The organism is Paraburkholderia phymatum STM815, assembly GCF_000020045.1.
Taxonomy (GTDB): domain Bacteria; phylum Pseudomonadota; class Gammaproteobacteria; order Burkholderiales; family Burkholderiaceae; genus Paraburkholderia; species Paraburkholderia phymatum.
Genome location: NC_010623.1, coordinates 2,329,183 through 2,352,468 on the forward strand (window position 1 = coordinate 2,329,183; position 23,286 = coordinate 2,352,468).

Annotated in this window: 22 protein-coding genes; 18 read left to right on the forward strand and 4 right to left on the reverse strand. The window is 64.0% G+C overall.

Annotated elements, in window-relative coordinates; all coding sequences use genetic code 11:
- Nucleotides 1-4: 4 nt before the first annotated feature.
- The 9 genes from gltA to BPHY_RS26115 all read left to right on the forward strand — a co-directional run bounded on the left by gltA (nucleotide 5) and on the right by BPHY_RS26115 (nucleotide 9,048).
- On the forward strand, nucleotides 5-1,306 hold the full coding sequence (gene gltA / locus BPHY_RS26075; RefSeq protein WP_012404452.1) for a citrate synthase: 1,302 nt from the start codon (nucleotides 5-7) through the stop codon (nucleotides 1,304-1,306).
- Nucleotides 1,307-1,672: 366 nt separating this feature from the next.
- Nucleotides 1,673-3,952, forward strand: a complete 2,280-nt coding sequence (locus BPHY_RS26080; RefSeq protein ID WP_012404453.1) for an amylo-alpha-1,6-glucosidase — start codon at nucleotides 1,673-1,675, stop codon at nucleotides 3,950-3,952.
- 52 nt (nucleotides 3,953-4,004) lie between these two features.
- On the forward strand, nucleotides 4,005-4,748 hold the full coding sequence (locus BPHY_RS26085) for a YukJ family protein (RefSeq protein WP_012404454.1): 744 nt from the start codon (nucleotides 4,005-4,007) through the stop codon (nucleotides 4,746-4,748).
- 189 nt (nucleotides 4,749-4,937) lie between these two features.
- Complete coding sequence (gene ku / locus BPHY_RS26090) at nucleotides 4,938-5,861, forward strand: non-homologous end joining protein Ku (protein WP_012404455.1); 924 nt, start codon at nucleotides 4,938-4,940, stop codon at nucleotides 5,859-5,861.
- The gene (locus BPHY_RS26095; protein WP_012404456.1) at nucleotides 5,858-6,697 is read left to right on the forward strand and encodes a tetratricopeptide repeat protein; all 840 of its coding nucleotides are present in this window, start codon (nucleotides 5,858-5,860) and stop codon (nucleotides 6,695-6,697) included. The genes ku and BPHY_RS26095 overlap by 4 nt, the downstream gene beginning before the upstream one ends.
- A 189-nt stretch (nucleotides 6,698-6,886) precedes the next feature.
- Nucleotides 6,887-7,231 (forward strand): hypothetical protein, encoded by a 345-nt coding sequence (locus tag BPHY_RS26100; protein WP_012404457.1) that lies wholly within the window; start codon nucleotides 6,887-6,889, stop codon nucleotides 7,229-7,231.
- A 161-nt stretch (nucleotides 7,232-7,392) separates the two neighbouring features.
- Complete coding sequence (locus tag BPHY_RS26105) at nucleotides 7,393-7,764, forward strand: hypothetical protein (protein ID WP_012404458.1); 372 nt, start codon at nucleotides 7,393-7,395, stop codon at nucleotides 7,762-7,764.
- A 289-nt stretch (nucleotides 7,765-8,053) separates the two neighbouring features.
- Complete coding sequence (locus tag BPHY_RS26110; RefSeq protein ID WP_012404459.1) at nucleotides 8,054-8,422, forward strand: hypothetical protein; 369 nt, start codon at nucleotides 8,054-8,056, stop codon at nucleotides 8,420-8,422.
- A 254-nt stretch (nucleotides 8,423-8,676) separates the two neighbouring features.
- Nucleotides 8,677-9,048 (forward strand): hypothetical protein, encoded by a 372-nt coding sequence (locus BPHY_RS26115; protein WP_012404460.1) that lies wholly within the window; start codon nucleotides 8,677-8,679, stop codon nucleotides 9,046-9,048.
- A gap of 123 nt (nucleotides 9,049-9,171) precedes the next feature.
- Here the strand turns inward: BPHY_RS26115 and BPHY_RS26120 are convergent, their stop codons facing one another.
- Complete coding sequence (locus tag BPHY_RS26120) at nucleotides 9,172-9,408, reverse strand: hypothetical protein (RefSeq protein WP_012404461.1); 237 nt, start codon at nucleotides 9,406-9,408, stop codon at nucleotides 9,172-9,174.
- 397 nt (nucleotides 9,409-9,805) lie between these two features.
- On the opposite strand from BPHY_RS26120, the gene BPHY_RS26125 reads away from it, so the two are divergent.
- The 7 genes from BPHY_RS26125 (at nucleotide 9,806) to BPHY_RS26155 (ending at nucleotide 18,374) form a co-directional block, all read left to right on the forward strand.
- Nucleotides 9,806-10,342 carry an HD domain-containing protein gene (locus BPHY_RS26125; RefSeq protein WP_012404462.1) on the forward strand — a complete coding sequence of 179 codons (537 nt, stop codon included), beginning with the start codon at nucleotides 9,806-9,808 and terminating at the stop codon, nucleotides 10,340-10,342.
- Nucleotides 10,343-10,550: 208 nt separating this feature from the next.
- Entirely contained in the window at nucleotides 10,551-11,663 is a 1,113-nt protein-coding gene (locus tag BPHY_RS26130) for a metallophosphoesterase family protein (protein ID WP_012404463.1), read from the forward strand.
- Nucleotides 11,660-14,296, forward strand: a complete 2,637-nt coding sequence (locus BPHY_RS26135; protein ID WP_012404464.1) for an AAA family ATPase — start codon at nucleotides 11,660-11,662, stop codon at nucleotides 14,294-14,296. Before BPHY_RS26130 ends, BPHY_RS26135 begins: the two co-directional genes overlap by 4 nt.
- A gap of 105 nt (nucleotides 14,297-14,401) precedes the next feature.
- Nucleotides 14,402-15,262: a MurR/RpiR family transcriptional regulator gene (locus BPHY_RS26140; RefSeq protein WP_012404465.1), complete on the forward strand. Its 861-nt coding sequence runs from the start codon at nucleotides 14,402-14,404 to the stop codon at nucleotides 15,260-15,262.
- 114 nt (nucleotides 15,263-15,376) lie between these two features.
- Nucleotides 15,377-16,417 carry a C45 family autoproteolytic acyltransferase/hydolase gene (locus tag BPHY_RS26145; protein WP_012404466.1) on the forward strand — a complete coding sequence of 347 codons (1,041 nt, stop codon included), beginning with the start codon at nucleotides 15,377-15,379 and terminating at the stop codon, nucleotides 16,415-16,417.
- A gap of 35 nt (nucleotides 16,418-16,452) precedes the next feature.
- Entirely contained in the window at nucleotides 16,453-17,790 is a 1,338-nt protein-coding gene (locus tag BPHY_RS26150) for an aspartate aminotransferase family protein (RefSeq protein ID WP_012404467.1), read from the forward strand.
- A gap of 29 nt (nucleotides 17,791-17,819) precedes the next feature.
- Complete coding sequence (locus tag BPHY_RS26155; RefSeq protein ID WP_012404468.1) at nucleotides 17,820-18,374, forward strand: carboxymuconolactone decarboxylase family protein; 555 nt, start codon at nucleotides 17,820-17,822, stop codon at nucleotides 18,372-18,374.
- Nucleotides 18,375-18,480: 106 nt separating this feature from the next.
- Here BPHY_RS26155 and BPHY_RS26160 read toward each other — a convergent pair whose 3' ends face one another.
- Entirely contained in the window at nucleotides 18,481-18,777 is a 297-nt protein-coding gene (locus BPHY_RS26160) for a DUF4148 domain-containing protein (RefSeq protein ID WP_012404469.1), read from the reverse strand.
- 329 nt (nucleotides 18,778-19,106) lie between these two features.
- On the opposite strand from BPHY_RS26160, the gene BPHY_RS26165 reads away from it, so the two are divergent.
- Both BPHY_RS26165 and BPHY_RS26170 read left to right on the forward strand, forming a co-directional pair.
- Nucleotides 19,107-19,532 (forward strand): OsmC family protein, encoded by a 426-nt coding sequence (locus tag BPHY_RS26165; protein ID WP_012404470.1) that lies wholly within the window; start codon nucleotides 19,107-19,109, stop codon nucleotides 19,530-19,532.
- Between the two features lie 103 nt (nucleotides 19,533-19,635).
- The gene (locus tag BPHY_RS26170; RefSeq protein ID WP_012404471.1) at nucleotides 19,636-20,472 is read left to right on the forward strand and encodes an isocitrate lyase/PEP mutase family protein; all 837 of its coding nucleotides are present in this window, start codon (nucleotides 19,636-19,638) and stop codon (nucleotides 20,470-20,472) included.
- Nucleotides 20,473-20,552: 80 nt separating this feature from the next.
- On the opposite strand, the gene BPHY_RS26175 is transcribed toward BPHY_RS26170, so the two are convergent.
- Both BPHY_RS26175 and BPHY_RS26180 read right to left on the reverse strand, forming a co-directional pair.
- Nucleotides 20,553-21,746 (reverse strand): sugar transporter, encoded by a 1,194-nt coding sequence (locus BPHY_RS26175; RefSeq protein WP_012404472.1) that lies wholly within the window; start codon nucleotides 21,744-21,746, stop codon nucleotides 20,553-20,555.
- Nucleotides 21,747-22,158: 412 nt separating this feature from the next.
- On the reverse strand, nucleotides 22,159-23,145 hold the full coding sequence (locus tag BPHY_RS26180) for an aliphatic sulfonate ABC transporter substrate-binding protein (RefSeq protein ID WP_012404473.1): 987 nt from the start codon (nucleotides 23,143-23,145) through the stop codon (nucleotides 22,159-22,161).
- Nucleotides 23,146-23,286: the final 141 nt, after the last annotated feature.

Sequence of the window (23,286 nt, forward strand, 5' to 3'; positions counted from 1 at the left end):
CCAGATGAACGTATCAACGACCAAAGCCATGCTGTCGTTTTCCGATAGCGACGAGAAGATCGAACTGCCTGTTTATAAAGGATCGTTGGGTCCGGATGTCATCGACATTCGCAAGCTGTATGGGCAAACGGGGAAATTCACTTACGATCCGGGCTTCATGTCGACGGCGTCGTGCAACTCGGCGATCACCTACATCGATGGCGACAAGGGCGAACTGCTGTATCGCGGCTATCCGATCGACAACCTCGCGCAAAACGCTGACTTTCTTGAGACCTGCTACCTGCTGCTGAAGGGCGAACTGCCGAACGCGCAGCAGAAGGAGGAGTTCGAAGACACCGTCACGAAGCACACGATGGTGCATGAGCAGATGCATTTCTTCTTCCGCGGCTTCCGGCGCGACGCTCATCCGATGGCGATTCTGGTTGCTGCCGTCGGCGCGCTGTCGGCGTTCTACCACGACTCGCTCGACATCAGTAACCCGCTGCACCGCGACGTTTCCGCGATCCGCATGATCGCGAAGCTGCCGACGCTCGTCGCGATGGCGTACAAGTACTCGATCGGCCAGCCCTTTGTGTATCCGCGCAACGACCTGTCGTACAGCGCGAACTTCATGCGCATGATGTTCTCGAACCCGTGCGAAGAGTACCAGGTCAACGAAGTGCTGGTTCGCGCACTGGACCGTATCCTCATTCTGCACGCCGATCACGAGCAGAACGCTTCGACGTCGACGGTGCGTCTGGCGGGTTCGTCGGGTGCGAACCCGTTCGCGTGTATCGCTGCCGGTATCGCGTGTCTGTGGGGCCCGGCGCACGGCGGTGCGAACGAAGCCGCGCTGAACATGCTCGAAGAAATCGGCTCGGTTGACAACATTCCTGAGTTCATCAAGCAGGTGAAGGACAAGAACTCGGGCGTCAAGCTGATGGGCTTCGGTCACCGCGTCTACAAGAACTATGACCCGCGTGCGAAGCTGATGCGCGAAACCTGCCACGAAGTGCTGAACGAACTGGGTCTGCACGACGACCCGCTGTTCAAGCTCGCAATGGCGCTGGAAAAGATCGCGCTGGAAGACGAATACTTCGTATCGCGCAAGCTGTACCCGAACGTCGACTTCTACTCGGGCATCGTGCAGCGCGCGCTGGGCATCCCGACCGCGATGTTCACCTGCATCTTCGCTCTCGCGCGAACGGTCGGCTGGATCGCGCAGTGGAACGAAATGATCGCCGACCCCGAGCAGAAAATCGGCCGTCCGCGTCAGCTGTTCGTCGGCGAAATGTCGCGCGCAGCGAAGCCGGTCGCGCAGCGTTGAGCGTGTATCGATAGTCAAAGCTTGCTTTTGAACGCCGCTATCCGCGGCATTGTCTGAAAGCGCAGGCGCCACTCCCGCAAGAGGGGAGCGGCGCCTGTTTTCATTTGCGCCGCCGCATCGGATGTATTCAGGATGGCGAAGTATTATTCGTCGTTTTTATGCCATTGGACCGGGACCATGCGCCCGGTATCCAATGAACCGCCTGTTATGTCGCAACGACAGCACGACCCGTGCCACGTGCGCTTCGGGTTACCTTTCAGTGAAAATTTCACGAAGATCCGGGGCACCCGAAGCACTATCCTCTGTCGTAATCGCATGAACCTTCTACAATCACCGGAATAAAGCCACTAGCACAGGAGCGAGCTGATGCAGGATCCAGAAGCACTCGGCGGGCTGACCCATCAGGGCGGCGTGGACTATCGCGGTGAAGAGAGCGATGGCGCGTTCATCGCGCCGGAAAACCTGAACGTCGCGAGCGCGACCCAGCACGTGCTGAAGTCGGGCGGCACGTTTATCGTCAACGATCCCCTCGGCGATGTCACCGGCCGTGACGACGGCCTGTTCGTCAACGATACGCGCGTGCTGTCGACGCTGCGACTGACCTTCGGCGGCCGCGCGCCGTCGCTGCTGTCGGGCAGCGTCGGCAGCGACAACACTTCATTCACCGCGCATCTGACCAACCGGCCGCTGCCGCCGCTCGGCGGCAACAGCACGCCGGAGGGCGTGATTCACGTCGAACGCGTGCGCGTGTTGTCTGGCACGGTGATGAACGAAGCGATCGAGCTGACCAACTACGGCACGACGGAAGCGGTCGTGCCGCTGTCCATCTCCTTCGCGAGCGACTTTCGCGACATGTTCGAAGTGCGCGGCCTGAAGCGCACGAAACAGGGCACGGTCGAAGCGCCGCGCGTGCACAAGAACGAAGTGCTGCTCGGCTACATCGGCCTCGACGACGTGGCGCGCCGTGTGCGCGTCGCATTTTCGCCGATGCCCGACAAGCTGTTCGCGGACCGCGCCGACTATACGGTGAAGCTGCCCGCGCAAGCGTGCGTGTCGATTTATCTGTCGGTGGCCGTGCAGGTCGAGGCGTACAGGGGCACGCCCGACGTCGACGTGCCGCAGTCTACCCACGCTGTGACGGAGCATCACGTGTCGCAGATCGACGCGGCGCGCCCGCGCGTGGGCCGCACGGCCGTGCGCGCTGCGCTCGTCGATGCGCACCTCGTGATGCGCGAGCGGCGCCGCGCGTCGGCGCGCGTGCGCTCGAGCAATCCGCTGTTCAATGCGTGGATCGACCGTTCGCAGGCCGACCTCAATCTGCTCACCACCGACCTCGCGACGGGCCCGTATCCCTATGCGGGTATTCCGTGGTTCTCGACGCCGTTCGGCCGCGATGCCGTGATCACGTCGCTGCAGATGCTGTGGTTGCAGCCGGGTCTCGCGCGCGGCGTGCTGCGGTTTCTGGCCGAGCATCAGGCGAAGGAAGACTCCGCGTTCCGGGATGCCGCCGTCGGCAAGATCATGCACGAAATGCGCCGCAGCGAAATGGCGGCGACGGGCGAGGTGCCGTTCGCGCTGTATTACGGCGGGGTCGACACGACCCCGCTCTTCATCGTGCTTGCGGGCGCCTACGTTGCGCGCACGGGCGACACGCAGCTCGTCGACGAGTTGTGGCCGTCGCTCGAGCGTGCGGCGAAGTGGGTAGCGGGCGTATGCGATCGCAATGCGTACGGGCTGCTCGACTATCAGCGCGCGTCGGACGGCGGTCTTGCGAACCAGGGCTGGAAAGACAGTCACGATTCCGTGTTTCATGCTGACGGCCGCTTTCCTGAAGGGCCGATTGCGCTCGTCGAAGTGCAGGCCTATGCGAGCGCGGCATTCGACACGATGGCGCAGTTCGCGACGCTGCGCGGCCTGTCCGACGACGCAGTGCGCTACACGCAGCGCGCCACGGCGATCCGCACGTGTGTCGAAGACAAGTACTGGATGGACGATTCGCGCTTCTACGGCATCGCGCTCGACGGCAAGGGCGAGCTGTGCCGGGTGCTGGCGTCGAATGCGGGCCATCTGCTGGCCTTCGGCCTGCCTTCGCGAGAACGCGGTGAAGCCGTCGCAAGTGCGCTCGAATCGACGCTCTTCCACACGGGCTGGGGCGTGCGCACGCTGGCGGCCGGCCAGCCGCGCTTCAATCCGATGGCGTATCACAACGGCTCGGTCTGGCCGCACGACAACGCGTTGTGCGCGCGCGGCCTTGCGCGCTACGGCGCGAAGGCGGCGGCCGTGCGGCTCTTGCAGGCGCTGTTCCAGGCAGCCGTCAATTTCGACATGCGTCTTCCCGAGCTGTTCTGCGGCTTTCCGCGCCGTCGCGGCGAGCAGCCCACGGCGTATCCCGTTGCGTGTCTCCCGCAGGCCTGGGCAGCCGGCTCACCGTTCATGATGCTCGAAGCCTGCCTCGGCATCACGATCGACGCGCAACGCCGCGAAGTGCTGATCGAGCAGCCCATGTTGCCCGAGGGCATCGACTGGATCGAGATCGGCGATCTGCGCGTCGGCGACGCGTCGGTGTCGATCACGTTCCGTCGCGTGGCGGGCAAGGTCGTGGCGTCGGCGGAGCAGGGCGACGTCCGCGTGATCGCGCTGCTTTGATGCTGCATTGAATGGTTAACCGGACGAAAACTTCGGCGGAGAGAGCGATCGCATGGCGCAACAGAACGTCTACGTCGCGTACAAGGGCACGCTGAGACTGGGCGTGCCTTTTCTCGACGGCTACAAGGGCGATCCGCACTATGTGATCGTCGTCGACGATGCAAACGGCGGCGAGTTCAGGATCGTCACCAACGTGAAGTCCGACAGTTCGCTCACGGGTCCGGCGGGCTATCACGTGCTCTATTCATGGGCGCAGTACTTCGATCATCCGCTGGTGGCCGACCTCGCGAAGCTGCCGGCGGGGCTCGCGCAAAGCGGCTTTCCGAAACTCGACTACGTGCACGATCCGCGCCTCGTCGATCTCGGCAGCATGCGGCCCATCGCTCTCGATACCGCGACCGAGCACAACGACATCAACGCGCTCGTCAACGGGATGCTGCAACTGGACATGTCCGCCGCACCCGTCGACTATCTGTACCCGGGCAAGAGCGGCAACGACATGCGGCGCGGCTGGAAACCGGCGAAGGACGTCACGGTGTACGGCTTCGGCTTTCTGTTCGAGCCCGGCCACGACGGCTTGCACGAAACGCATATGAACCAGGGCAATCCGAAGCCGCAGCCGGGCAGCCGCGTGAGGGATCATTCGTCGGAGAACGGCACGTTCCAGGACGGCGCGGTGATGGTCGACGTGGACGGGCGCTTCCAGGCGCTGTTTGTCGCGTTCCAGACCCAGCTTGTGCCGACCGACAACCGTGGCTTCCCGATTCCCGGCCAGTCGCATCCCATACTGGGCTGAGGTCGGCGAGGTCGGACAGCAGCGAGCAGCGATACGCCGCGAGGCTTGAACCGTGCCGGCGCGGTGCTAAGCTTGGCGAAAGCGTTCAGCGTATTTTTCAGGGGCGCGTGACGGTCCTGTCCGTTGCACCCGACGGGGCGGGTAATCGGCGCGGGTCAAGGGAGCAACGGAAGAAAGGGGAGAAAGCTCATGGCGGCACGCTCGATTGCATCGTTGTCTCTGTCGTTCGGCCTCGTGTCGATTCCCGTCAAGCTGTACTCCGCGACCGAAAGCTCGTCCGACGTGCGCTTCAATCTGCTCGCGCCCGACGGCTCGCGCGTCAGGCAGCAATACATTTCCGAATCGAGCGGCGCCGTGGTCGAGCGTTCGTCGATGAAGAAAGGTTACGAGTTCGAGAAAGACCGTTTCGTCGTATTTACCGCCGACGAACTGAAGGCGCTTGAAGAAAGCGCCAGCCATGTGGTCGAGATCGTGGCCTTCATTCCAGAAAAATCGATCGATCCCGTCTACTACGACAAGGCGTACTACATCGCGCCTGACCGTCGCGGCGGCAAGCCATACAGTCTGCTTCAGCAGGCGCTCGCGGAAAGCGGCCGCTGCGCGTTGGCGAAGTGGGCGTCGAAGGGCAAGACGCGCATCGTGCAGGTGCGGCCTTCCGCCGACGGCCTGGTGTTCCAGCAACTGTTGTTCGCCGACGAAGTGCGTTCGATGAAAGACCTCAATATCGAACACGTCGACGTGTCCGCGTCGGAGCTCAAGCTCGCGATGCAGATCATCGAACAGGGCACGGAAGACCATTACGATCCCGCCGCGTACGAGGACGAAGAGAAGAAGCGCATTCTCGCGGCGATCGACCGCAAGATCGAAGGCAAGCAGGTCATCTCGAACGAGCGTGCCGATGTGCCCGCCGAAGGCGGCGAAGTCATCGACCTGATGGAGGCGTTGCGCGCGAGTCTGCGTGGCGGCGCGAAAGCCAAACCCGCTGCGGCGCCCAGGCGCAAGGCGCCCGAGCCCGTCGCCGGTATGGCAGAGGCGACGCGAGCCCGCAAGCCCGCGGCGCGTGCCCCGAAGTCGCCCGCTGAAGCGCCGGCGAAGGTGCGGGCACGCAAGTGACGCGCAACGACGCGCCGCACAGCTTGACGATGCGCGAATTGCAATCGATGCTGGGCGTTTCACGGCGCATCATCTCCGGACTGATCGACGCCGGTTTCGTCACGCCTGCGCGCGGGCCGCGCAACGCGCTGCGCTTCACGTTTCAGGACGTGGTGCTGCTCAGAACCGCGCTGCAGTTGCGCGCGTCGAATATTGCGCCGCGCAGGATCGTCCAGGCGTTGACTCGGCTTCGCGCCGAACTGCCCGCCGCATTGCCGCTCTCTGGCATTCGCGTGACGGCTGTCGGCAACGACATCGCGGTGAGAACGGGGCCTTCGCAGTGGGACGCGATCACGGGCCAGCAACTGCTCGACTTCGAGATCGCCGAGATAAAAGGGGACGTGGTGTTCCTCGAATCGACGCCGAAGCCGGCGGACGCTTCGCGGCAGGCGGACGACTGGTACGAGCTGGGCGGGCAACTGATGAAGTCGGATGTGAAAGGCGCCGAGTTGGCGTATCGCAATGCGATCGAACTCGCGAGTGAACCGTTTTATGCGGCCTATGTCGATCTTGGTGCGCTGCTGTGCGAAACGGAAGCGCGCTGCGACGATGCGCTTCGCGTATTCGACGATGCGCTCGTGCACTTCCCGAACGACGCCGTGCTGCATTTCAATCGCGCGGTCGCGCTGGAAGGGCTGGACCGGCTCGACGAAGCAGAACGTAGCTACGAGCGTTGTCTGGCGCTCGATCCATCGTATGCCGACGCACATCATAACCTCGCGATCCTGCTAGACAGTCTCGGCGACAAGCAAGGTTTGTTGCGGCATCTGAACGCGTATCGGCGGCTGACAACCTAGCCTGCGCGCAGTGTGCGACCTCGGCTGGGCGGGTGCGCGAAATGGCGTAGACTTGCGGCTTACGCTCGCCGAAGCGGGTGCAGCGAGGCGCTCGTTCATGCGCGTCGTCTGCGTTGCGCGCAGGTTGTTTTCAGTGCAAAAGCACACACGTATTGAAGACAGGACAAACAGAACTGAGGTCCGAAACCCATGCTCAAGCCCGAATTCAATGACGCCGACAGCGCGCGTCCCGAACTGCTGTGCTATCTCGTTGCGATCGCGGCGGCTTCGTATGCGCTGACGCAGGAATGGCGCGTCGATCATGTCGTCGAATGCTGCCGCCGCTGGCTCGCGAAGAACGAGGTGAACATGGTCTGGCTCGACCGCGTCAGGATCGGTCAGCTCGCGTTGAAGATTGCGAGCCAGGATCTGCTGGAGGCGGGCATCGCCGTGCGTCTGTCGAGCGTCAATGCACTGTTCACGAGCGAGATGGAACTGAACGAAGCGAGCACCATGGTGCAGAGAATGATGTCGCTGTGCCAGGAAGCGCTTTGAGCCAGCGCGTACCCTCATCAATGAACCCGGTTGCGCAATGTTGTACCAGGCGAACACAGTGTTGCAACTTCAATAGCTGATTGCTGGACGACGCAGATCCATACTTGCGTTGGTCATGCACCGCATCGGGCGGGTGCAAAGCATTCAGTTTCGAGGTTGCTGTGGAAACATTCGCAATGGGTCGAGTCCTGTCGGGCCTGAACGATCTGCTCAGGCCACGCACGACGGCCCCGGCGCGAAGACGGATTGCGCGTGTCGCGCTGCTCGCACTCGTGCCGCTGCTGATGCAGGCTTGTGCGAGTTCCGGTGCCGTCGAGCCGACAGGCGATGCGGGGCGCTTTACGCTGCATGCATCGGCGGCGGGCGGAAGCGTCGCTTGGGCGCGATCGCACAAAGCCGTCATGCAGAGCGCGAGTGACTTCTGTGCGCAACGCGGCGAAGTGCCAAGTGTCGTGTCCGAATCGTCGAAAGGCGTGAGAGCGCTCGAAACCCACGAGTCTGAACTCACGTTCGAATGTCACCCGCGTTTCTGACGACGAATGCGAGGCGCCGTGTGACGGCCTCACCGACCGCTGCATCGGTTGATCGCGAGGGTCGGCGTCATGCCGCACGTCGCCTTGGGCTCGCCCATCAAACGACTCGTTAGACGAAAACAGAAAGCGAAAAGTGCGGTTAGTGTAAGTCGCCCTTAAGGATGGGCAACTATAAAGTGATGCACATGCAGGTGTGATGCACATGCGATTTGCGCGGCACTGCCAGTCAACGAATCAGAAAGTGTGACCCGGACTCGCGGACTCGACGTCTATCTGGAGGTCGCCCATCATGCAGCTCATCCCCGGCGTCATTGCGCGCGCAGGCACGCTCTTCCCCATCGCGTGCGCGGCGTTGCTTGCCGCGCAGGTGCGGGCCGAATCCGCCTGTCCCGACTATGTGGTGCTGCCATCGGGCAGCGCCTTCAACATCGCGAGGCTGATCGCCGACGCCGGGTCGCCGCAAGCCGCGCTCGACAAGGCGCGTTCGGCCGTCGAGCAGGTCAGTTCGAATGGCGGGTGCCCGCGTTCCGTGCGACGCGTGGTGTGCGAAGAAACGCTGGCTGTGGCGAAGAAAGCCATCCTCGCACTGGAAGGGTGCGTTGCGCCGTCCGGCGCGTCGGGTGCGGTCGGGACGGATCCGCGAACGGCATCGAAATAACCGTTCATTCACGCCGGAACGCAAAATGCCGACGAAGCACGAGCATGCCGTCGGTGTCGAACGGGTGGGTGAGCAGGTCCAACCCGGCTACCGTACAGCGGCTCATGGGCGTCTGCGTCACTGGCGTTGTGCGGACTCCGCTGTAATACGTGCAGCCGCAACGAGCGAGGCTGCATGCATCGGCTGATGCATTCGTGCGGTTGCAGGCCTGGATCATGCTGTTGCCTGCTCATCTGTTCGATGGGGAGCGAAGGATGGGTAATGCACGCAGCATCCGAAGGGCCGTCGACATCGAAGTCGATGCTCAGGTCACTCTGCTTACGTTGATCGTCGCGTTGCATCTGCTCGTGTACGCGGAGACACGCTGGTGGCTGACGGCATCGCAGGCGGTCGACGCGATGCGGCGCTGGCACGTGGCCGACAAGGACGCGTTCGACGTGATGCGCCGGGTCGCGCTGTCGAGCCGGGCGCTGCCGCTCGCGATGCGCCTTGTCGAGTGTCACGCGAGCCTGCGCGATCCGGCGGGCCTGCAGGCGGCTTTTACCGACCAGCTTCAGATCGACAAGCAGACGGATCAATACCGGATCATTCGCGGCGCATGCGAAGCGGCGTTGGTGCGTGTGTAATCAGGCGGGAAGTTGAAGGGCCAGCGCGAGGCGGGTCGAAGGGCGCGTACCTCGCGCAGGGCGGGCGACGCACAGTATGCGCAAAGTACGCGTGACGGCAGCCGCTCGCGCGGCTGCGTGAGATCAGCCTTGCGGCAGGGATGCCTCGGCCGCTTGCCAGTGCTCGGTGACGCCCTTGTCGGTGATGCGCACCTTCGCCAGCAACGGCACATAACCGCGCAGCTTGATCTCGCCGACCGCGAGCATTTCTGAACGATAGATCTCCGGCGTCACCCTCGTGCCGTCCTCGAACTCGACGGTATAGCCGTCGATCGGTCCCCAGCGGCCCTTCGGTACGGGTTCTACATAGACATGCAACATTTTGACCTCTCCCTGCGTTATGAAAAAGCGTCGGGCGGTTCGCCTGGACCACGCCCGTCGTTGGACGGGAACGTTGGAACCGTCACCTCTTGTATAAGAGAGTATCGAAGAAGGGGGAGGCCGCGGGCCCGCCGTGTGCGTCGGATAACAATAGAAAATTCTTTAAAAATCAATGTGATGCGGTTTTCATTTCACAATACGGAGGGCAGTTTTCCGATACGCATTGCGTACGATTCGCACTGCAGCGGGCATTTTTATGACACGAGCCCTGATTTTGCAATGTGAGATTTTTGCGTGCCGGTTGCATGGGAAGAAGACGCGAGATGTCCTGAGCGCGCGGTAGGATGGTCCCGACACAAGCGGCGAGACTATCCACCCACCGAAGGAGCCGAAAAACATGAACGTGCTGATCAGGGCGACCGCCTTCGCCGCAAACAAGCATCGCAACCAGCGGCGCAAGGATGCCGACGCGTCGCCCTACATCAACCATCCCATCGCGCTCGCCGACGTGCTGGCCAACGAAGGCGACGTCGCTGACGAGGCCGTCCTCGTTGCCGCCATTCTTCACGACACGATCGAGGACACGGAAACCTCGATGGAAGAGCTGGTTGCGCTATTCGGCCACGCCGTCGCCGAGATCGTCGCGGAAGTCACCGACGATAAAACGCTGCCGAAGGCGGAACGCAAGCGCCGGCAGATCGAACATGCGCCTGCCATCAGCCGAAACGCGCAGCTCGTCAAGCTCGCCGACAAGATCTGCAATCTCCGCGATATCGCGGCCTGTCCGCCGGCAAACTGGACGGGCGAGCGCAAGCGCGAGTATTTCGAGTGGGCCAAAGCCGTGGTGGATGGGTTGCGCGGCGTGCACCCCGTGCTGGAAGCGGCATTCGACAGTGCGTACGCGGCGAAGCCATCGGCGAGTTCGCTCGCTTGATGGCGGGCCCTTCGCGTCGGGCTCCTTCTACGGGACACGGGATGTCCCAGCTTCTGCGCTGAAATGCCGTCTATGCGGTCCCGGCACCTGAGACAATCTGAGCGCACACAGCGACGAGATGGGGGCCCAAAGTGTTCCCGCCGCATGGACAATAGCGGACTCGAAGCATCGATGACAAACGAACAGTAACAACAGAGGGCCGGATAGTTTGAAGCTACTGCACACCGCCGACTGGCAGATCGGAACCCAGTTCGGCCAATTCACACCGGAGGAGGCCGCGCATCTGACGGAAGCGCGCTTCGACACGGTCCGGCGCATCGCCAGCCGCGCCACCGAACGCGGCATGGATGCGGTGCTGGTCGCCGGCGACGTGTTCGATCAGCAGACGGTCTCCGAAACGGTCATCCGCAGGCTCTTCGGCGCATTGTCGGGCTACGCGGGGCCGTGGTATCTGCTGCCTGGCAATCACGACGCGGCGTTGGCCGAAAGCGTGTGGACGCGCGCGCAGCGCCTGGGTTGCGTTCCGCACAACGCGCATCTCGTTCTGGAACCGGGCGTCATCCTGCTGGAGGCGCAGCGTGCCGCGCTGCTGTGCGCACCGCTCACGCAACGCAACACCTACGAGGACACGACGGCATTCTTCGACGGGCTGGAGACGCCCGACGGTTTCCTTCGGATCGGGCTCGCGCACGGTAGCGTGACAGGCATCCTGCAGGAGGACGTCGATTCCACGAATCCGATTGCACCGACTCGCGCGCAAACGGCGCGGCTCGACTATCTCGCGCTGGGCGACTGGCACGGCGAATATCGCGTCGACGAGCGCATCCGCTATGCGGGCACGCACGAGCAGGACCGCTTTCGCAGCAACGAGCCGGGCTATGTCCTCGAAGTCGAACTGCGGGCGCCAGGCGAGGCGCCCATCGTGCAGCGCATGCATGTCAGCAAGTATCGGTGGCATCTGCTCAGGCCGCATCTGAGCGTCGCGAGCGACGTGACCCAGTTGCGTGCGCAACTCGAAGCCTTCGGCGCAAACGACGTGCTGCGCATCGAAGTCACGGGCGAGCTGGCGTTGGCCGACGCCGAAGCCGTGAACGTGGCCATCGAGGAAACCCGTGCGCGCGTGCGGGCGTTGCGTTCGACGACTATGGGCGTCAAGGTTCTGCCGACGGACGAAGACCTGGCCGCGCTCGGCGCGCGCAGCGGATATCTGGCGAAGGTGGTCGAGCGGCTGCGGGCGATCCAGGCTGACGGAGGCGGCGCGGTCGCCTCCGAAGCGCTGCTGATGCTTGCACGATTCCAGCGTGAAACGGGGGCAGTGTGATTCTCGAAAGCATTACGATCCAGAACTTTCGCAAGCTGACCGACCGCATCGTCATCGACGGACTCGAGTCGGGGTTGAATCTCATCAGCGGCCCCAATGAGGCGGGCAAGAGCACGATCGCCGAAGCTGTCAGAACGGTGTTCCTCGACCGCTACAAGGTGAGCGGGCTGGAGGCGCTGGTTCCCGCCTCGCGCCCGGATGGTCTGCCGACGGTGGAAGTGGGCTTCGACATCGGGGGCACGAAACATCACCTCGTGAAGCAGTTCGTCAAGAAGCAGCGCTGCAACCTGCGCGTCGGCAGCAAGACGTTCGACGGCGATGAAGCAGAAGCGATTCTCGCCGAAACGATCGGCTTTACCCGTCCGAAGCAGGGCCTGAGCCGCGCCGAGCACGCGGGCATTCCCGGTCTGCTGTGGGTACGCCAGGGGCAAACGGGCGAGGTCCGCAAAGCGGGCGAGCACGCGTCGACGCATGTCCGCGCCGCGCTTTCGCAACTCACCGGCGGCGAGATGCCCGGCGGCGACGATGCGCTCATCGCCGCCGTGCAGAAAGATCTCTTCAAGTTGATCACGAGTCAGGCTCGCAAGCCGACGGGCGAGCTCGCTGCGGTGGAGAAGGAACTCGAAAGCCTGAAGGCGCAGCAGTCGGCACTGGAGCAAAGCAATCGTGAGTTCGACGAAGACATCGTCCGGCTCGGCAAGCTGCAGCGGGAACACGACAACGGAGAACGCGAGCGTCCGTGGGATGCGCTGCGTCAGAAGGCGGACGCAGCGCTTGCGCAGGCTCAGCAGAATGACGTCGTCAGGCGCGAACACGATGAGGTCGCGCAAAAGCTCAAGATCGCCGAGGCTGAACATCGTGTGCTGCTCGAACAGGAGCAGTTCGCTGCGAACCTCGAAGCGTCGGTCGCAACCGATCGGCGCGACCTCGAGAAGGCCGATGCGGGCGCGGCGCAGGCGGGCGCTGCCCACGAGCGCGCGCTCGCGTCCGACGCCGCCGCGCACAAGGCCAGCGAGGCCGCGCAGCACGCGCATGCAAAGGCGATCGCCGCCGAACGTGCCGCGCAATTCAAGGCGCTGGTGCAGACGCAGCAGACGGACATCGGGCGGATCGACGCCGCGCTCGCACGTGCTATCGAAAGCAATGAAAAAGTGCTGGAGTTGACGCGCGTTGCCGCGAACCTCGAACTCGACGAGAAGAAGCTCAGCCGGCTCCAGCAGGTGAGCGATGAACTCTTTCCGCTGCAAGCGCAGAAGAATGCTGCGCTGACACGCATCGAATACCGCTTGAGCGCGGCCATCCTGGTCGACGGCGCACCCGTGCTGGGCGACGGCACGCTGGTGCTGGACGGACGCAAGACGATCGGCCTGCCGGGATTCGGCGAATTGAGCATCGTGCCCGGCACACTCGACCTGTCCGCGCTCGATACGCAATTGCAGCGTCTCGAAGCGGAACGCGACAAGCTGCTGCTCGCGCTCGGCGTCGAAAGCCATGCACAGGGCGCCGGGCAGCTTGCACGCTGGAAGTCGGTGTGTGCCGAACGCGACAACCATGCGCAGATGCTCGGGACGCACGCGCCGGAAGGCGTCGATGCGCTACGCAGCGAACTCGAACAGGCACGCGGCCGTCTGGGCGCCACGCAGGCGAAGCTGGATGCGCTGGAGGACGCGACGGACGCGATTCCCGTCGCGCAGGCAAGAGAGGCCGTGGATGCCGCGCGAGTGCAGGTCGAAACGGCACGCAGCGCGTTGCTGGAGGCCGCGACGGCCAGCGCGCAGGCCGCGGCAGCGGCGAACGGCATTCGCGAGCGCTTGCAGCTCAATGAAGCGCGACTGAAGGAAGCCGCGTTCATCGACGAACGCAGGCGCCGGCAGGCAGCGTTGGTCGAGAAGAAGTCGTACATCGACGAATACACCCGCAATCTCGCGGCGGCGGCGCAGCGTTTAAGCGCCGTCGGCCTGAACGATCCGCACGCCGACGTCGAACGCTACAACCGGTCGGCCGACAACGAGTATCAACATCATCTCGAACGCCAGCGCAACGTGGGTTTGCTGCGCACGCGGCTCGAAACGCTCGGCGGCACGGAACTGGGCGTGCGTCTCGCGCAGACGGCGGCCGCTATCGAGCAGGCCGAGATGCGGCGCGCGGAACTGCGCATGCGTGCCGACGCGCTGAGCCTGCTGGAGAGCGTGCTGGTCCAGGAGCGCGACACGGCAGTGGCGACCTTGCGCAAGCCGCTTACCGATCGCGTCAACCACTATCTGCGACGCGTGTTCCCGACGGGCGAACTGGCCGTCGACGACTCGCTGTCGCCCGTGGGCCTGACGCGCGAGACAGCCGATGAAGCGTTCGAGTCGCTCAGCTACGGGACCCAGGAACAGCTTGGCCTGCTGGTGCGGCTCGCTTACGCCGATTTGCTGAAGGACGCCGGCAAGCCGACGCTGTTGCTGTTCGACGATGCGATTGTCCACACGGACGAGGCACGGCGTGAATCGATCAAGCGCGCACTGCTCGATGCTGCCACCCGTCATCAGATTCTGGTGTTCACCTGTCATCCGTCGGCGTGGAGCGATCTCGGTGTGAAACAGCGGCGTCTGGAAGATATCAAGGCGGCGGCGCGGCTTGCCAGCTGATAGCGCAACCGGCGCGCTGCCGGCGTCGAGCCGCCGCCCCCTGGTTCGCCCCCGTGAATATCGGGTGATAACATTTGTTGTCACTTCCATCGCCCCGTACACCGTATGCCCGACAACTTCGACCAGCTCGCCGCCCTGATCCGCGGGCGTTTCGCGGAACTCAGCCCGCAGTTCCAGATGGGCGCGGCGTTTCTGCTCGATCATCCCGACGAGGTCGCCGTCTCGTCGATGCGCAAGGTCGCCGAGCGCGCGCAGGTGCAACCCGCGTCGCTCGTGCGTCTGTCGCAGCAACTGGGCTTTCCGGGCTGGAACGAGCTGCGCGATCTGTTCGTGGCGCGCGTGCGTACGCGTCCCGAACCGCTGACGAGCCGCGCCCGCTCGCTCGTCAGAGGCCATGCGAAAGATGCGCTCGCGCACGATCTGCTCATCGCGCAGCAACACAATCTCGAGGTGACGGCCGCGCACAACACGCGTGTCACCGTCGAAGCGGCCAAGCTGCTGCGGCGCGCGCCGCATGTGCACGTCGGCGGTTTTCGCTCGTGCTATCCCGTCGCGTTCGGTTTCGTCTATGGATACCGGTTGTTCCGCTCGTCCGTGTCGCTGCTGACGGGCGAAGCAGGCACCCTCGAAATGCAGTTGCGCGGCATCGAACGAGACAGCGCGACCGTCGTCGTCAGTTTCGCGCCGTATTCCGTCGAGGCCGCACGCGTCGCCGAAGCCGCGCTCGAAAAAGGCAGCAAGCTGATCGCGATCACCGATAGCGCCGTCTCGCCCATCGCGCTGAACGCCGACAAGGCGCTAATCTTCTCCCACGAAAGCCCGTCGTTCTTCCCATCGCTCGTTGCGGCGACGGCCATCGCCGAATCGCTCGTCGCGCATCTGCTCGCGCTGGAAGGCACGGACGCCGTCCAGCAACTCGAACTCGCCGAGCAGTCGCTGCACGCGAAGGGCGCTTACGTGCCCTGAACCACATCGATCCGTTGACGACAACAGACCGGCCGACACACGCCGTCTTTGACAACATATGTTGTGATGCGCTATAAATGCGCATCGCGTGTTGAATGAAGCTCGAGGTGTCGTGTGTCGAAGCAGGGTTGGGAGTTGCACCGGATAACAGGCGAGCCGTATGAGATCGGCCGTCAACTGGGCGAGCTGGCGCGGCCGGCGTTCGATGCGTACATGCGGCAGAGCACGGCCTGGCGCGCGCTGCAGGCGTGGCGCGGACACGCTTTCGTGCAGCATTTGCGCGATGTCGCGTGCGCGCATCATCCTGCGCAACTGGCCGAACTCGACGGCATGGCCGCGGGCCTCGGCTGGCCCGCCGCCGACGTTTTTCTCTGGAATTGCCGCGGTGAACTGCTGCACGACACGCCCGACGGCTGCACGACATTCGCAGCCGTGCGCACGGGCGACACGCTCATCGCGCATAACGAAGACGGCGATCCGTTCCTGCTCGGCAAAGGCCTGCTCGTCGATGTGCGGCCGCCGGGCAAACCCGGCTTCATCAGCTTCTATTACCCCGGCTCGCTGCCCGGCCATACGTTCGCGACAAACCGCGCGGGGCTGGTGCAGGCGATCAACAATCTGCGCATCCGCCACCCTGTCACGGGCGTGCCGCGCATGATCCTGTCGCGGGCCGTGCTCGATACCTCGACGCTCGACGAAGCCGTCCGGCTGTTGCATGACACGCCGCGCGCAAGCGGGTTCCATCACACGCTCGGCACGGCGGGCGAGCGTCGCGTGATCAGTGTCGAAGCTACGGCCATGCGCTGTTCGGTCGAATCCATCGGACGCGTGTCGGGCCACGCGAATCACATGATTCATCCCGGCTGCGACGGCGAGGCGCAAATCGTCACGGACTCGTCGCGCGATCGGCAGGCACGCATCGCAGCGCTGCTCGAAGCGCGTGGCGCACAGCCCGACGGCAGCGTGCTCGTCGACATGCTGCACGACAAGGCGCCCGCCGGCTTGCCGATTTACCGTGAAGACCCCGACGATCCCGACGACGAAAACACCCTCGCGACGGCGCTGTTCCAGATCCGCGACGACGGCGTCGCGCTGCAGGTTCACGCGCAACGCGCCGTCGTCTTCGAAACGTTTGTTGCACGCACGGCGGCCTGAGCGCCACCGCCTTTCCGCTCATTCAAGGAGAGCGCATGACTACCGTATTCCATCGCATGCCCAAACAGACGCTGCCTGTCGCCGTACAAGGCGACGGCATCGAGATCGTCGATTCGACGGGCAAGCGCTATATCGATGCATCGGGCGGCGCGGCTGTTTCGTGTCTTGGTCATAGCAATCAGCGCGTGATCGACGCGATCAAGCGTCAGGCGCAGGCGCTGCCGTACGCGCACACGTCGTTCTTCACGACGGAGCCCGCCGAGGAGCTGGCGACCTATCTGACCGAACGCGCGCCGCAAGGCCTCGGGCACGTGTATTTCGTGTCGGGCGGATCGGAAGCGATCGAGGCGGCGCTGAAGCTCGCGCGTCAGTATTTCGTCGAAGTGGGGCAGCCGCAGCGCCGCCACATCATCGCGCGCCGGCAGAGCTATCACGGCAATACGCTCGGCGCGCTGGCGATCGGCGGCAATGCATGGCGGCGCGAGCCGTTCCTGCCGCTGCTGATCGATGCGCATCATGTGAGCCCGTGCTATGCGTATCGCGAGCAGCGCGCGGACGAGACGGAAGAGCAGTTCGCGCAGCGTCTCGCCGACGAACTCGAGCAGAAGATTCTCGAACTCGGGCCGGACACGGTGGCAGCCTTCGTCGCCGAAACAGTGGTCGGCGCGACGGCGGGCGCGGTGCCGCCCGTGCGCGAGTATTTCCGCAAGATTCGGGCGGTGTGCGACCGCTACGGCGTGCTGCTGATCCTCGATGAAATCATGTCGGGCATGGGCCGCACCGGCTATCTGTTCGCGTGCGAGGAAGACGGCGTCACGCCCGACCTGCTGACCATCGCGAAGGGCCTCGGCGCGGGCTATCAGCCGATCGGCGCGACGCTCGTGAGCGACAGGATCTATCAGGCGATCACGAGCGGCTCCGGCTTTTTCCAGCACGGTCACACGTATATCGGGCACGCGACGGCCTGCGCCGCCGCGCTCGAAGTGCAGCGCGTGATTGCCGACGAGCATCTGCTCGATAACGTGAAGGCGCGTGGTGACCAGTTGCGTGCGCTGCTGCGCGAGCACTATGCGCAGCATCCGTTTATCGGCGACGTGCGCGGACGGGGACTCTTCGTCGGCGTCGAACTGGTGAAGGACCGCGCGACGAAAACGCCGTTCGATGCCAAACTGAAGCTGCACGCCGCGATCAAGCGCGAGGCGTTCCAGCGCGGTCTGATGGTGTATCCGATGGGTGGCACTGTCGACGGCAAGACGGGCGACCATGTGCTGCTCGCGCCGCCGTTCATCTGCACGCAAAGCGATATCGAAAGGATCGTCAGCCGGCTGACGGATGCGATCGAAGGCGCGCTTGCTGCGTCGGGCGCGGCCTGACCGAACTCACCCCCACCTAAGAGCTTCCGATGACCAACCGTCTGCCATCTTTCGACGCCAGCCACGCGACGCCCGAGCAGAAGGCCGTGCTCGACGAGATCCTGTCGGGTCCGCGCGGCAATCTGAACGGACCGTTTCTCGGCTGGATCCATAGTCCCGAACTCGCGCAGCACGCGCAGCGCCTCGGCGCATTCTGCCGCTACAAGACGGGCCTGCCGCTGCGTCTGTCGGAACTGGCGATACTCGTCACGGCGGCGCGCTGGCAGGCGCAGGCCGAATGGTTCATCCATTATCCGATCGCAATCGAAGCGGGCGTGCGCATCGAAGACGCCGAGGCGATCCGCGAGCGCAGGCTGCCTGCCTTCGCCGATGCCGACGACGCGCTGATCTACGCCTTCGCAACCGAGCTTTACGACGCCAGACGCGTGTCCGATGCGACATATGCGAAGACCGTCGAGCGCTTCGGCCACGAGGTTACGATCAATCTGGTCGGACTGCTCGGCTATTACGCGCTTGTCGCGATGACGCTGAATGTGTTCGGCATGCGCGCGCAAGGGCAGGACTCGCTGCCGTTCGGCGAGTAAGCGCTTTTCACGCGACGCGCACACAAGACAAGGCCCCGGGACTCGATGAGTCGGCGGGGCCTTCGTTCATCTGACGTCGGCGCGCGATCACGGCGCGCAACGTGGCTTAGTTGCCGCGGAACGTCGAAAAAATGCGCTGCTCGATGCTCGGACGCGAGCCCGATTGCGACGAGCCCGACGTCGTGCCGCCGACTTCCGTCGCTTGCGCCGTTGCGCCGTATTGCGGCGTGGCCTTCGGGTACGTCACGTCGTTCTGGTCGAGCGTGCCGTTTTGTTGTGCGGCGACGAGTTCGGCGCGAACCTGTGCGCGCGTCGCGGGGGCGTTGCTGGCTTGCTGTGCGAACGACACAGCGGGAACGAGAAGAGCGGATGCGACGACGACTGCGGAAAGAAGCGATTTCATGATGACCTCCGAGAACATTTGTTGGATCGGTTCGGTTTGAACTTGCCTGTCCGAACCGTTGGAGCAAGTGTATTTCCGGAATGGTGGTCAAAAAAGTGGCAGATTGGAGAAAGATTCTTGCGTCAAGTGAAATAATGTCAGCCGTCACGGGTGCGCAGCTTCACGGCAGTGCCGCGGATATCCGCCTATGATGAAGCTTCGGTCCAAGGTCCACACGTTTGGCGCAGCACGCGTGACGGGTGCCGAAGCCGCGAATCGTCGGGCGAGACCGACGCGGCGGGCATCGCGGTGGGGAGCGCGGCGGCGCGAACTCTACACAGGAGAGACGAATGAAACGCAAGGCATCAGCACTCTGGCAGGGCGGTCTGCAAGACGGCAAGGGCTCGATCTCCACCGACAGCGGCGTGCTCAAGGACACGCAATATTCGTTCGCGACGCGTTTCGAAAACGGCATCGGCACGAATCCCGAAGAACTGATCGCGGCGGCGCATGCGGGATGCTTCTCGATGGCGTTGTCGGCGGAACTCGGCAAGGCCAACATCAAGCCGGAGCGGATCGCGACCACGGCCACGGTCACGCTGGACAAGGACGGCGGCGGCTTCGCGGTGACGGCTTCGCATCTCGACGTCGTGGTGAAGATTCCGGGCGGCGACAAGGCGGCGTTCGACAAGGCAGCCGCCGATGCGAAGGCGGGTTGCCCGATCTCGAAGGTGTTGAACGCGACGATCACAATGGACGCGAAGCTCGAAACCTGAGTTCTCGCGGCGCACACACAGCTGCTCTTCCCGCTTTTGCCCGGTTCCGCGATCCGATACCGGGCAAAGCGGCTCGTATGGGATCTCCACCGCCGGGGCGGCCATGACATCACAAGCAGAGAAGGCACGAGCGTTTCGCGCGCTGCATGAGGCGAGCGTTCCGTTCATCATTCCCAACCCGTGGGACATCGGTTCCGCGCGCCTGCTCGAAGGGCTCGGTTTCAAGGCGCTGGCGACGACGAGCGCCGGCTATGCGTTCTCGATCGGCTTGCCGGATAACGCCGTCGGCCGCGAGCAGATGATGCGCCACCTCGCCGACATCGCGCCGTCGACGACGCTGCCCGTCAGCGCGGACCTCGAAAACGGCTTCGGCGACGCGCCGGAAGACGCGGCCGAGACAATCCGCCAGGCGGCTGCGGCGGGTGTCGTCGGCGGTTCGATCGAAGACGCGACAGGTCGCGCCGGCGATCCCATCTACGCACACGACGTCGCCGTCGAGCGCGTGCGTGCTGCCGTCGAAGCGGCGCGTGCGCTGCCGTTCCCGTTCACGCTGACGGCGCGCGCGGAGAACTATCTGGTGGGCCGTGCCGATCTCGCCGACACGATCCGCCGTCTGCAGGCGTTCCAGGAAGCGGGCGCCGACGTGCTCTATGCGCCGGGCCTGAAGACGCGCGAAGACATCGCCGCCGTGGTCAGTTCCGTCGACCGGCCCGTCAACGTGCTGATGGGCATGGCGGGCATGCCGTTCTCCGTCGACGATCTCGCTCAGATGGGCGTCCGGCGGATCAGCGTAGGCGGAGCGCTTGCGCGCGCGGCGTTCGGCGCGCTGCTGCGCGCCGCGAATGAAATGCTCGGTCGCGGCACGTTCACTTACACGAATGAAGCGGCGACGATGAAAGAGATTACCGACCTGTTCGCATCCGTGGGCAAGTCTTCCTGAACCTGCGAATGCGTGACGCCGGCGCGTTGCAGACTGTCCGAACGTGGACGCCCCGTTCAGGCACTTCGACATGCGCCCGCTTATTCCAATGCCACGCCGTCTCGCGGCTTTCGCGCGCGGAATGCAAACCAGCATGCCGCCGCTGCCAGGCCGGCGATCATGCCGCCGAAGGTGCCGATCCAGGGGATGCCATAGTCTTTCGCAATGTGATTGCCGAACAGCGCGCCCGCGCCGATCGCCACGTTGTAGAGCCCCGAAAAAATCGAAACGGCGAGATCGGTTGCGTTGGGCGCGAGCCGCAGCACCCACGCCTGCATGCCGAGCCCGAAGCAGATGATGGCGCCGCCCCATAGGAACGAATGGACGGACAACGTGACGATGCTCAGCGAGCAGGGGAAGAGGATCAGCAGACACGCGGCGATGGACATCACCGCGCCGCGCATGAAGCGCTCCGGTTGCTGCGGATAAAGCCGGTTGAAGCAGATGGCGGCCGGGATCCCTGCTGCACCGAACAAGGTCAGGATGAAGGTGATGCGGCTGCCGCTCGCGTGATTGACGTGCTGGATAAACGGTTCAATGTAGGTGTACGCGGTGAAATGCGCCGACACGACCAGCACCGTCACCAGATAGAGGCACATCAACGTCGGATTTCTGAGCAGCACGGGCAGGCTGCGCAGCGAACCGGCCTGCTCGCTTGGCAACACGGGCAGGGTAAAGCGCAGCAGCAGGAGCACGACGACCGCCGCTACGGCGATCACCTGGAACGTCATGCGCCAGCCGAGCGCCTCGCCGATCATTCGTCCGACAGGTATGCCCGCGACCATCGCGAGCGACGTGCCCGTTGCGAGCAGGCCGAGCGCGCGGCTTTTCTTGTCGGCAGGTGCCAGCCTCACAACCAGCGAAACGGATATCGACCAGAAGATCGCATGGGCGCATGCAATGCCCAGTCTGCCGATGACGAGCACGGCAAAGTTCCAGGCGACGCCCGTCACGATATGGCATGCGACGAACAGCAGCAACACCGCTGAGAGCAGCTTGCGACGTTCGACATGCCGCGTGAGTATCGTCAGCGGCAACGAGACGAGCGCGACGGCCCATGCGTAAACGGTCAGCATCACGCCCACGTCGGTCGGCTGCATCGCGAGGCTTTCGCCGATCGCACTCAGCAAGGCGACGGGCACGAATTCCGTGGTGTTGAAGACGAAGGCCGCAAGCGCGAGCGCCAGCACGCCCCACCACGAATGTTTTGCTGCGAAGGAGTCGGGAGTTGACATTGCCGGTTGGGCAAAAAGACACAATGGTGCGAATAGAACGACGGCAACCGCATGACACCGGACGATGATGCGCGGCCAGCCGCTCAAGAAAAAGCCCGCACGGAGGCGGGCAAGAATCCATATCAGGAGAATATGGAGGAGACGGGCTTAAGTATAAACCCTTATGTGCGCGATGCAAGCGAGGGTGGACACCTGCGGAGCCACGACAGTCAGCCTGCCGGCAGCGATTTGGCAGCCTGGCCATGAGCGTGCTGCGATTCGGCCCGTCGTGGCGTCTGCAGCGTTTCATCCCGTCGCGCACCCGAGGGCCGTCCAGACGGGACTGGCTGGTGATCGCCGCAATATGGGTCGACCCGAGGGCGCTGTAATCTGTGCTGCGCGTAACGATCCCGCTGGCGGGCGATGCCCGCCTTCACGCACCGATCGTGACGGCGCGTTTTTGCTCGAAGTCCCAGCGCGTGGCGATCGACGTATTCACGGGCGCGGGCAAAAGGCCCGCATGCAGAAAGGTGTCGGCTATCTGTTGCTGCTCGCTGAAATGCGCACGGTCCACCGCGCGGACGAGGTAGCTCCGCCGCGCATTGGCGCGCGCGATCGTCGCGACATCGAGGCCCCAGACAGGCGCGAGCAAACGCGCCGCCTCCTGCGGCGACGTGCGGACCCACGCCCCCGTATCGCGCAGCTGATGGAACAGCACCGCGATCACGTCGGGACGCTCCGAGGCAAACCGGCTCGATGCCAGGTAATAACGTTGGTACGACGCGAGACCTTTGCCGTCCGCGAGAACTCGCACGTCCGGATTCTGGTCGACGGACGCGACATATGGGTCCCAGGTGACCCACGCATCGACACTGCCACGCTCGAACGCTGCGCGCCCATCGGCGGGGGGGAGGTAGTGAATGCGTGTCGCCGACGCCGGCACGCCTGCTTTTGCCAGGGCGGCCAGCAGCAGGTAGTGACTGCCCGCCGCCTTGGTCACGGCGATGTCTTTGCCACGCAGATCGCCGACCGAGCGCGGCGCGCCGTCGCGTTTCACGAGGATCGCTTGCGCGCCCGGTGACGGCGCTTCCTGCGCGACATAGACGAAGCGCGCGCTGGCAGCCTGCGCAAAAATCGGCACAGTGTCGGCGACGTCGGCGGTGAAGTCGACAGCCTCGGCGTTCAGTGCTTCCGTCAGCGGCAGCCCGCTTGCGAACTCGCTCCAGCTGATGTTGACGCCGAGCGGCGCGAGCACCGATTCGAGCGTCCCGCGCGCTTTCAGGACCGCAATCAACGTCGACGATTTCTGATAACCGATGCGCAAGGTTGCCGTGGAAGCAAACCCGAGGCCGGGTGCCGCTGCCGCGGCGCCGAGCACGGAGGCGCGAATCAACAAGCGGCGTCGTGCGGGAGAGAACATGTGGCGTTCGTTCCGGATGTGATGAGCGAATCCAGCATGCTAGTGGTGGACCCGACGCGATCCCAACGAATCATTTCTGATAACGATCGAAGGCACCCGTAGACGCTGGTCCGTCGAACGAATCGCCCCGACTGCGCGTGT

Excerpts from the sequence above, each read along its gene's own strand:
- BPHY_RS26080 (WP_012404453.1), top strand. The coding sequence starts at position 1,673 with ATGCAGGATCCAGAAGCACTCGGCGGGCTGACCCATCAGGGCGGCGTG.
- BPHY_RS26175 (WP_012404472.1), bottom strand. The coding sequence starts at position 21,746 with ATGTCAACTCCCGACTCCTTCGCAGCAAAACATTCGTGGTGGGGCGTG.
- BPHY_RS26140 (WP_012404465.1), top strand. The coding sequence starts at position 14,402 with ATGCCCGACAACTTCGACCAGCTCGCCGCCCTGATCCGCGGGCGTTTC.
- BPHY_RS26125 (WP_012404462.1), top strand. The coding sequence starts at position 9,806 with ATGAACGTGCTGATCAGGGCGACCGCCTTCGCCGCAAACAAGCATCGC.
- BPHY_RS26150 (WP_012404467.1), top strand. The coding sequence starts at position 16,453 with ATGACTACCGTATTCCATCGCATGCCCAAACAGACGCTGCCTGTCGCC.
- BPHY_RS26170 (WP_012404471.1), top strand. The coding sequence starts at position 19,636 with ATGACATCACAAGCAGAGAAGGCACGAGCGTTTCGCGCGCTGCATGAG.
- BPHY_RS26180 (WP_012404473.1), bottom strand. The coding sequence starts at position 23,145 with ATGTTCTCTCCCGCACGACGCCGCTTGTTGATTCGCGCCTCCGTGCTC.
- gltA (WP_012404452.1), top strand. The coding sequence starts at position 5 with ATGAACGTATCAACGACCAAAGCCATGCTGTCGTTTTCCGATAGCGAC.
- BPHY_RS26110 (WP_012404459.1), top strand. The coding sequence starts at position 8,054 with ATGCAGCTCATCCCCGGCGTCATTGCGCGCGCAGGCACGCTCTTCCCC.
- BPHY_RS26120 (WP_012404461.1), bottom strand. The coding sequence starts at position 9,408 with ATGTTGCATGTCTATGTAGAACCCGTACCGAAGGGCCGCTGGGGACCG.
- ku (WP_012404455.1), top strand. The coding sequence starts at position 4,938 with ATGGCGGCACGCTCGATTGCATCGTTGTCTCTGTCGTTCGGCCTCGTG.
- BPHY_RS26165 (WP_012404470.1), top strand. The coding sequence starts at position 19,107 with ATGAAACGCAAGGCATCAGCACTCTGGCAGGGCGGTCTGCAAGACGGC.
- BPHY_RS26100 (WP_012404457.1), top strand. The coding sequence starts at position 6,887 with ATGCTCAAGCCCGAATTCAATGACGCCGACAGCGCGCGTCCCGAACTG.
- BPHY_RS26085 (WP_012404454.1), top strand. The coding sequence starts at position 4,005 with ATGGCGCAACAGAACGTCTACGTCGCGTACAAGGGCACGCTGAGACTG.
- BPHY_RS26160 (WP_012404469.1), bottom strand. The coding sequence starts at position 18,777 with ATGAAATCGCTTCTTTCCGCAGTCGTCGTCGCATCCGCTCTTCTCGTT.
- BPHY_RS26155 (WP_012404468.1), top strand. The coding sequence starts at position 17,820 with ATGACCAACCGTCTGCCATCTTTCGACGCCAGCCACGCGACGCCCGAG.
- BPHY_RS26115 (WP_012404460.1), top strand. The coding sequence starts at position 8,677 with ATGGGTAATGCACGCAGCATCCGAAGGGCCGTCGACATCGAAGTCGAT.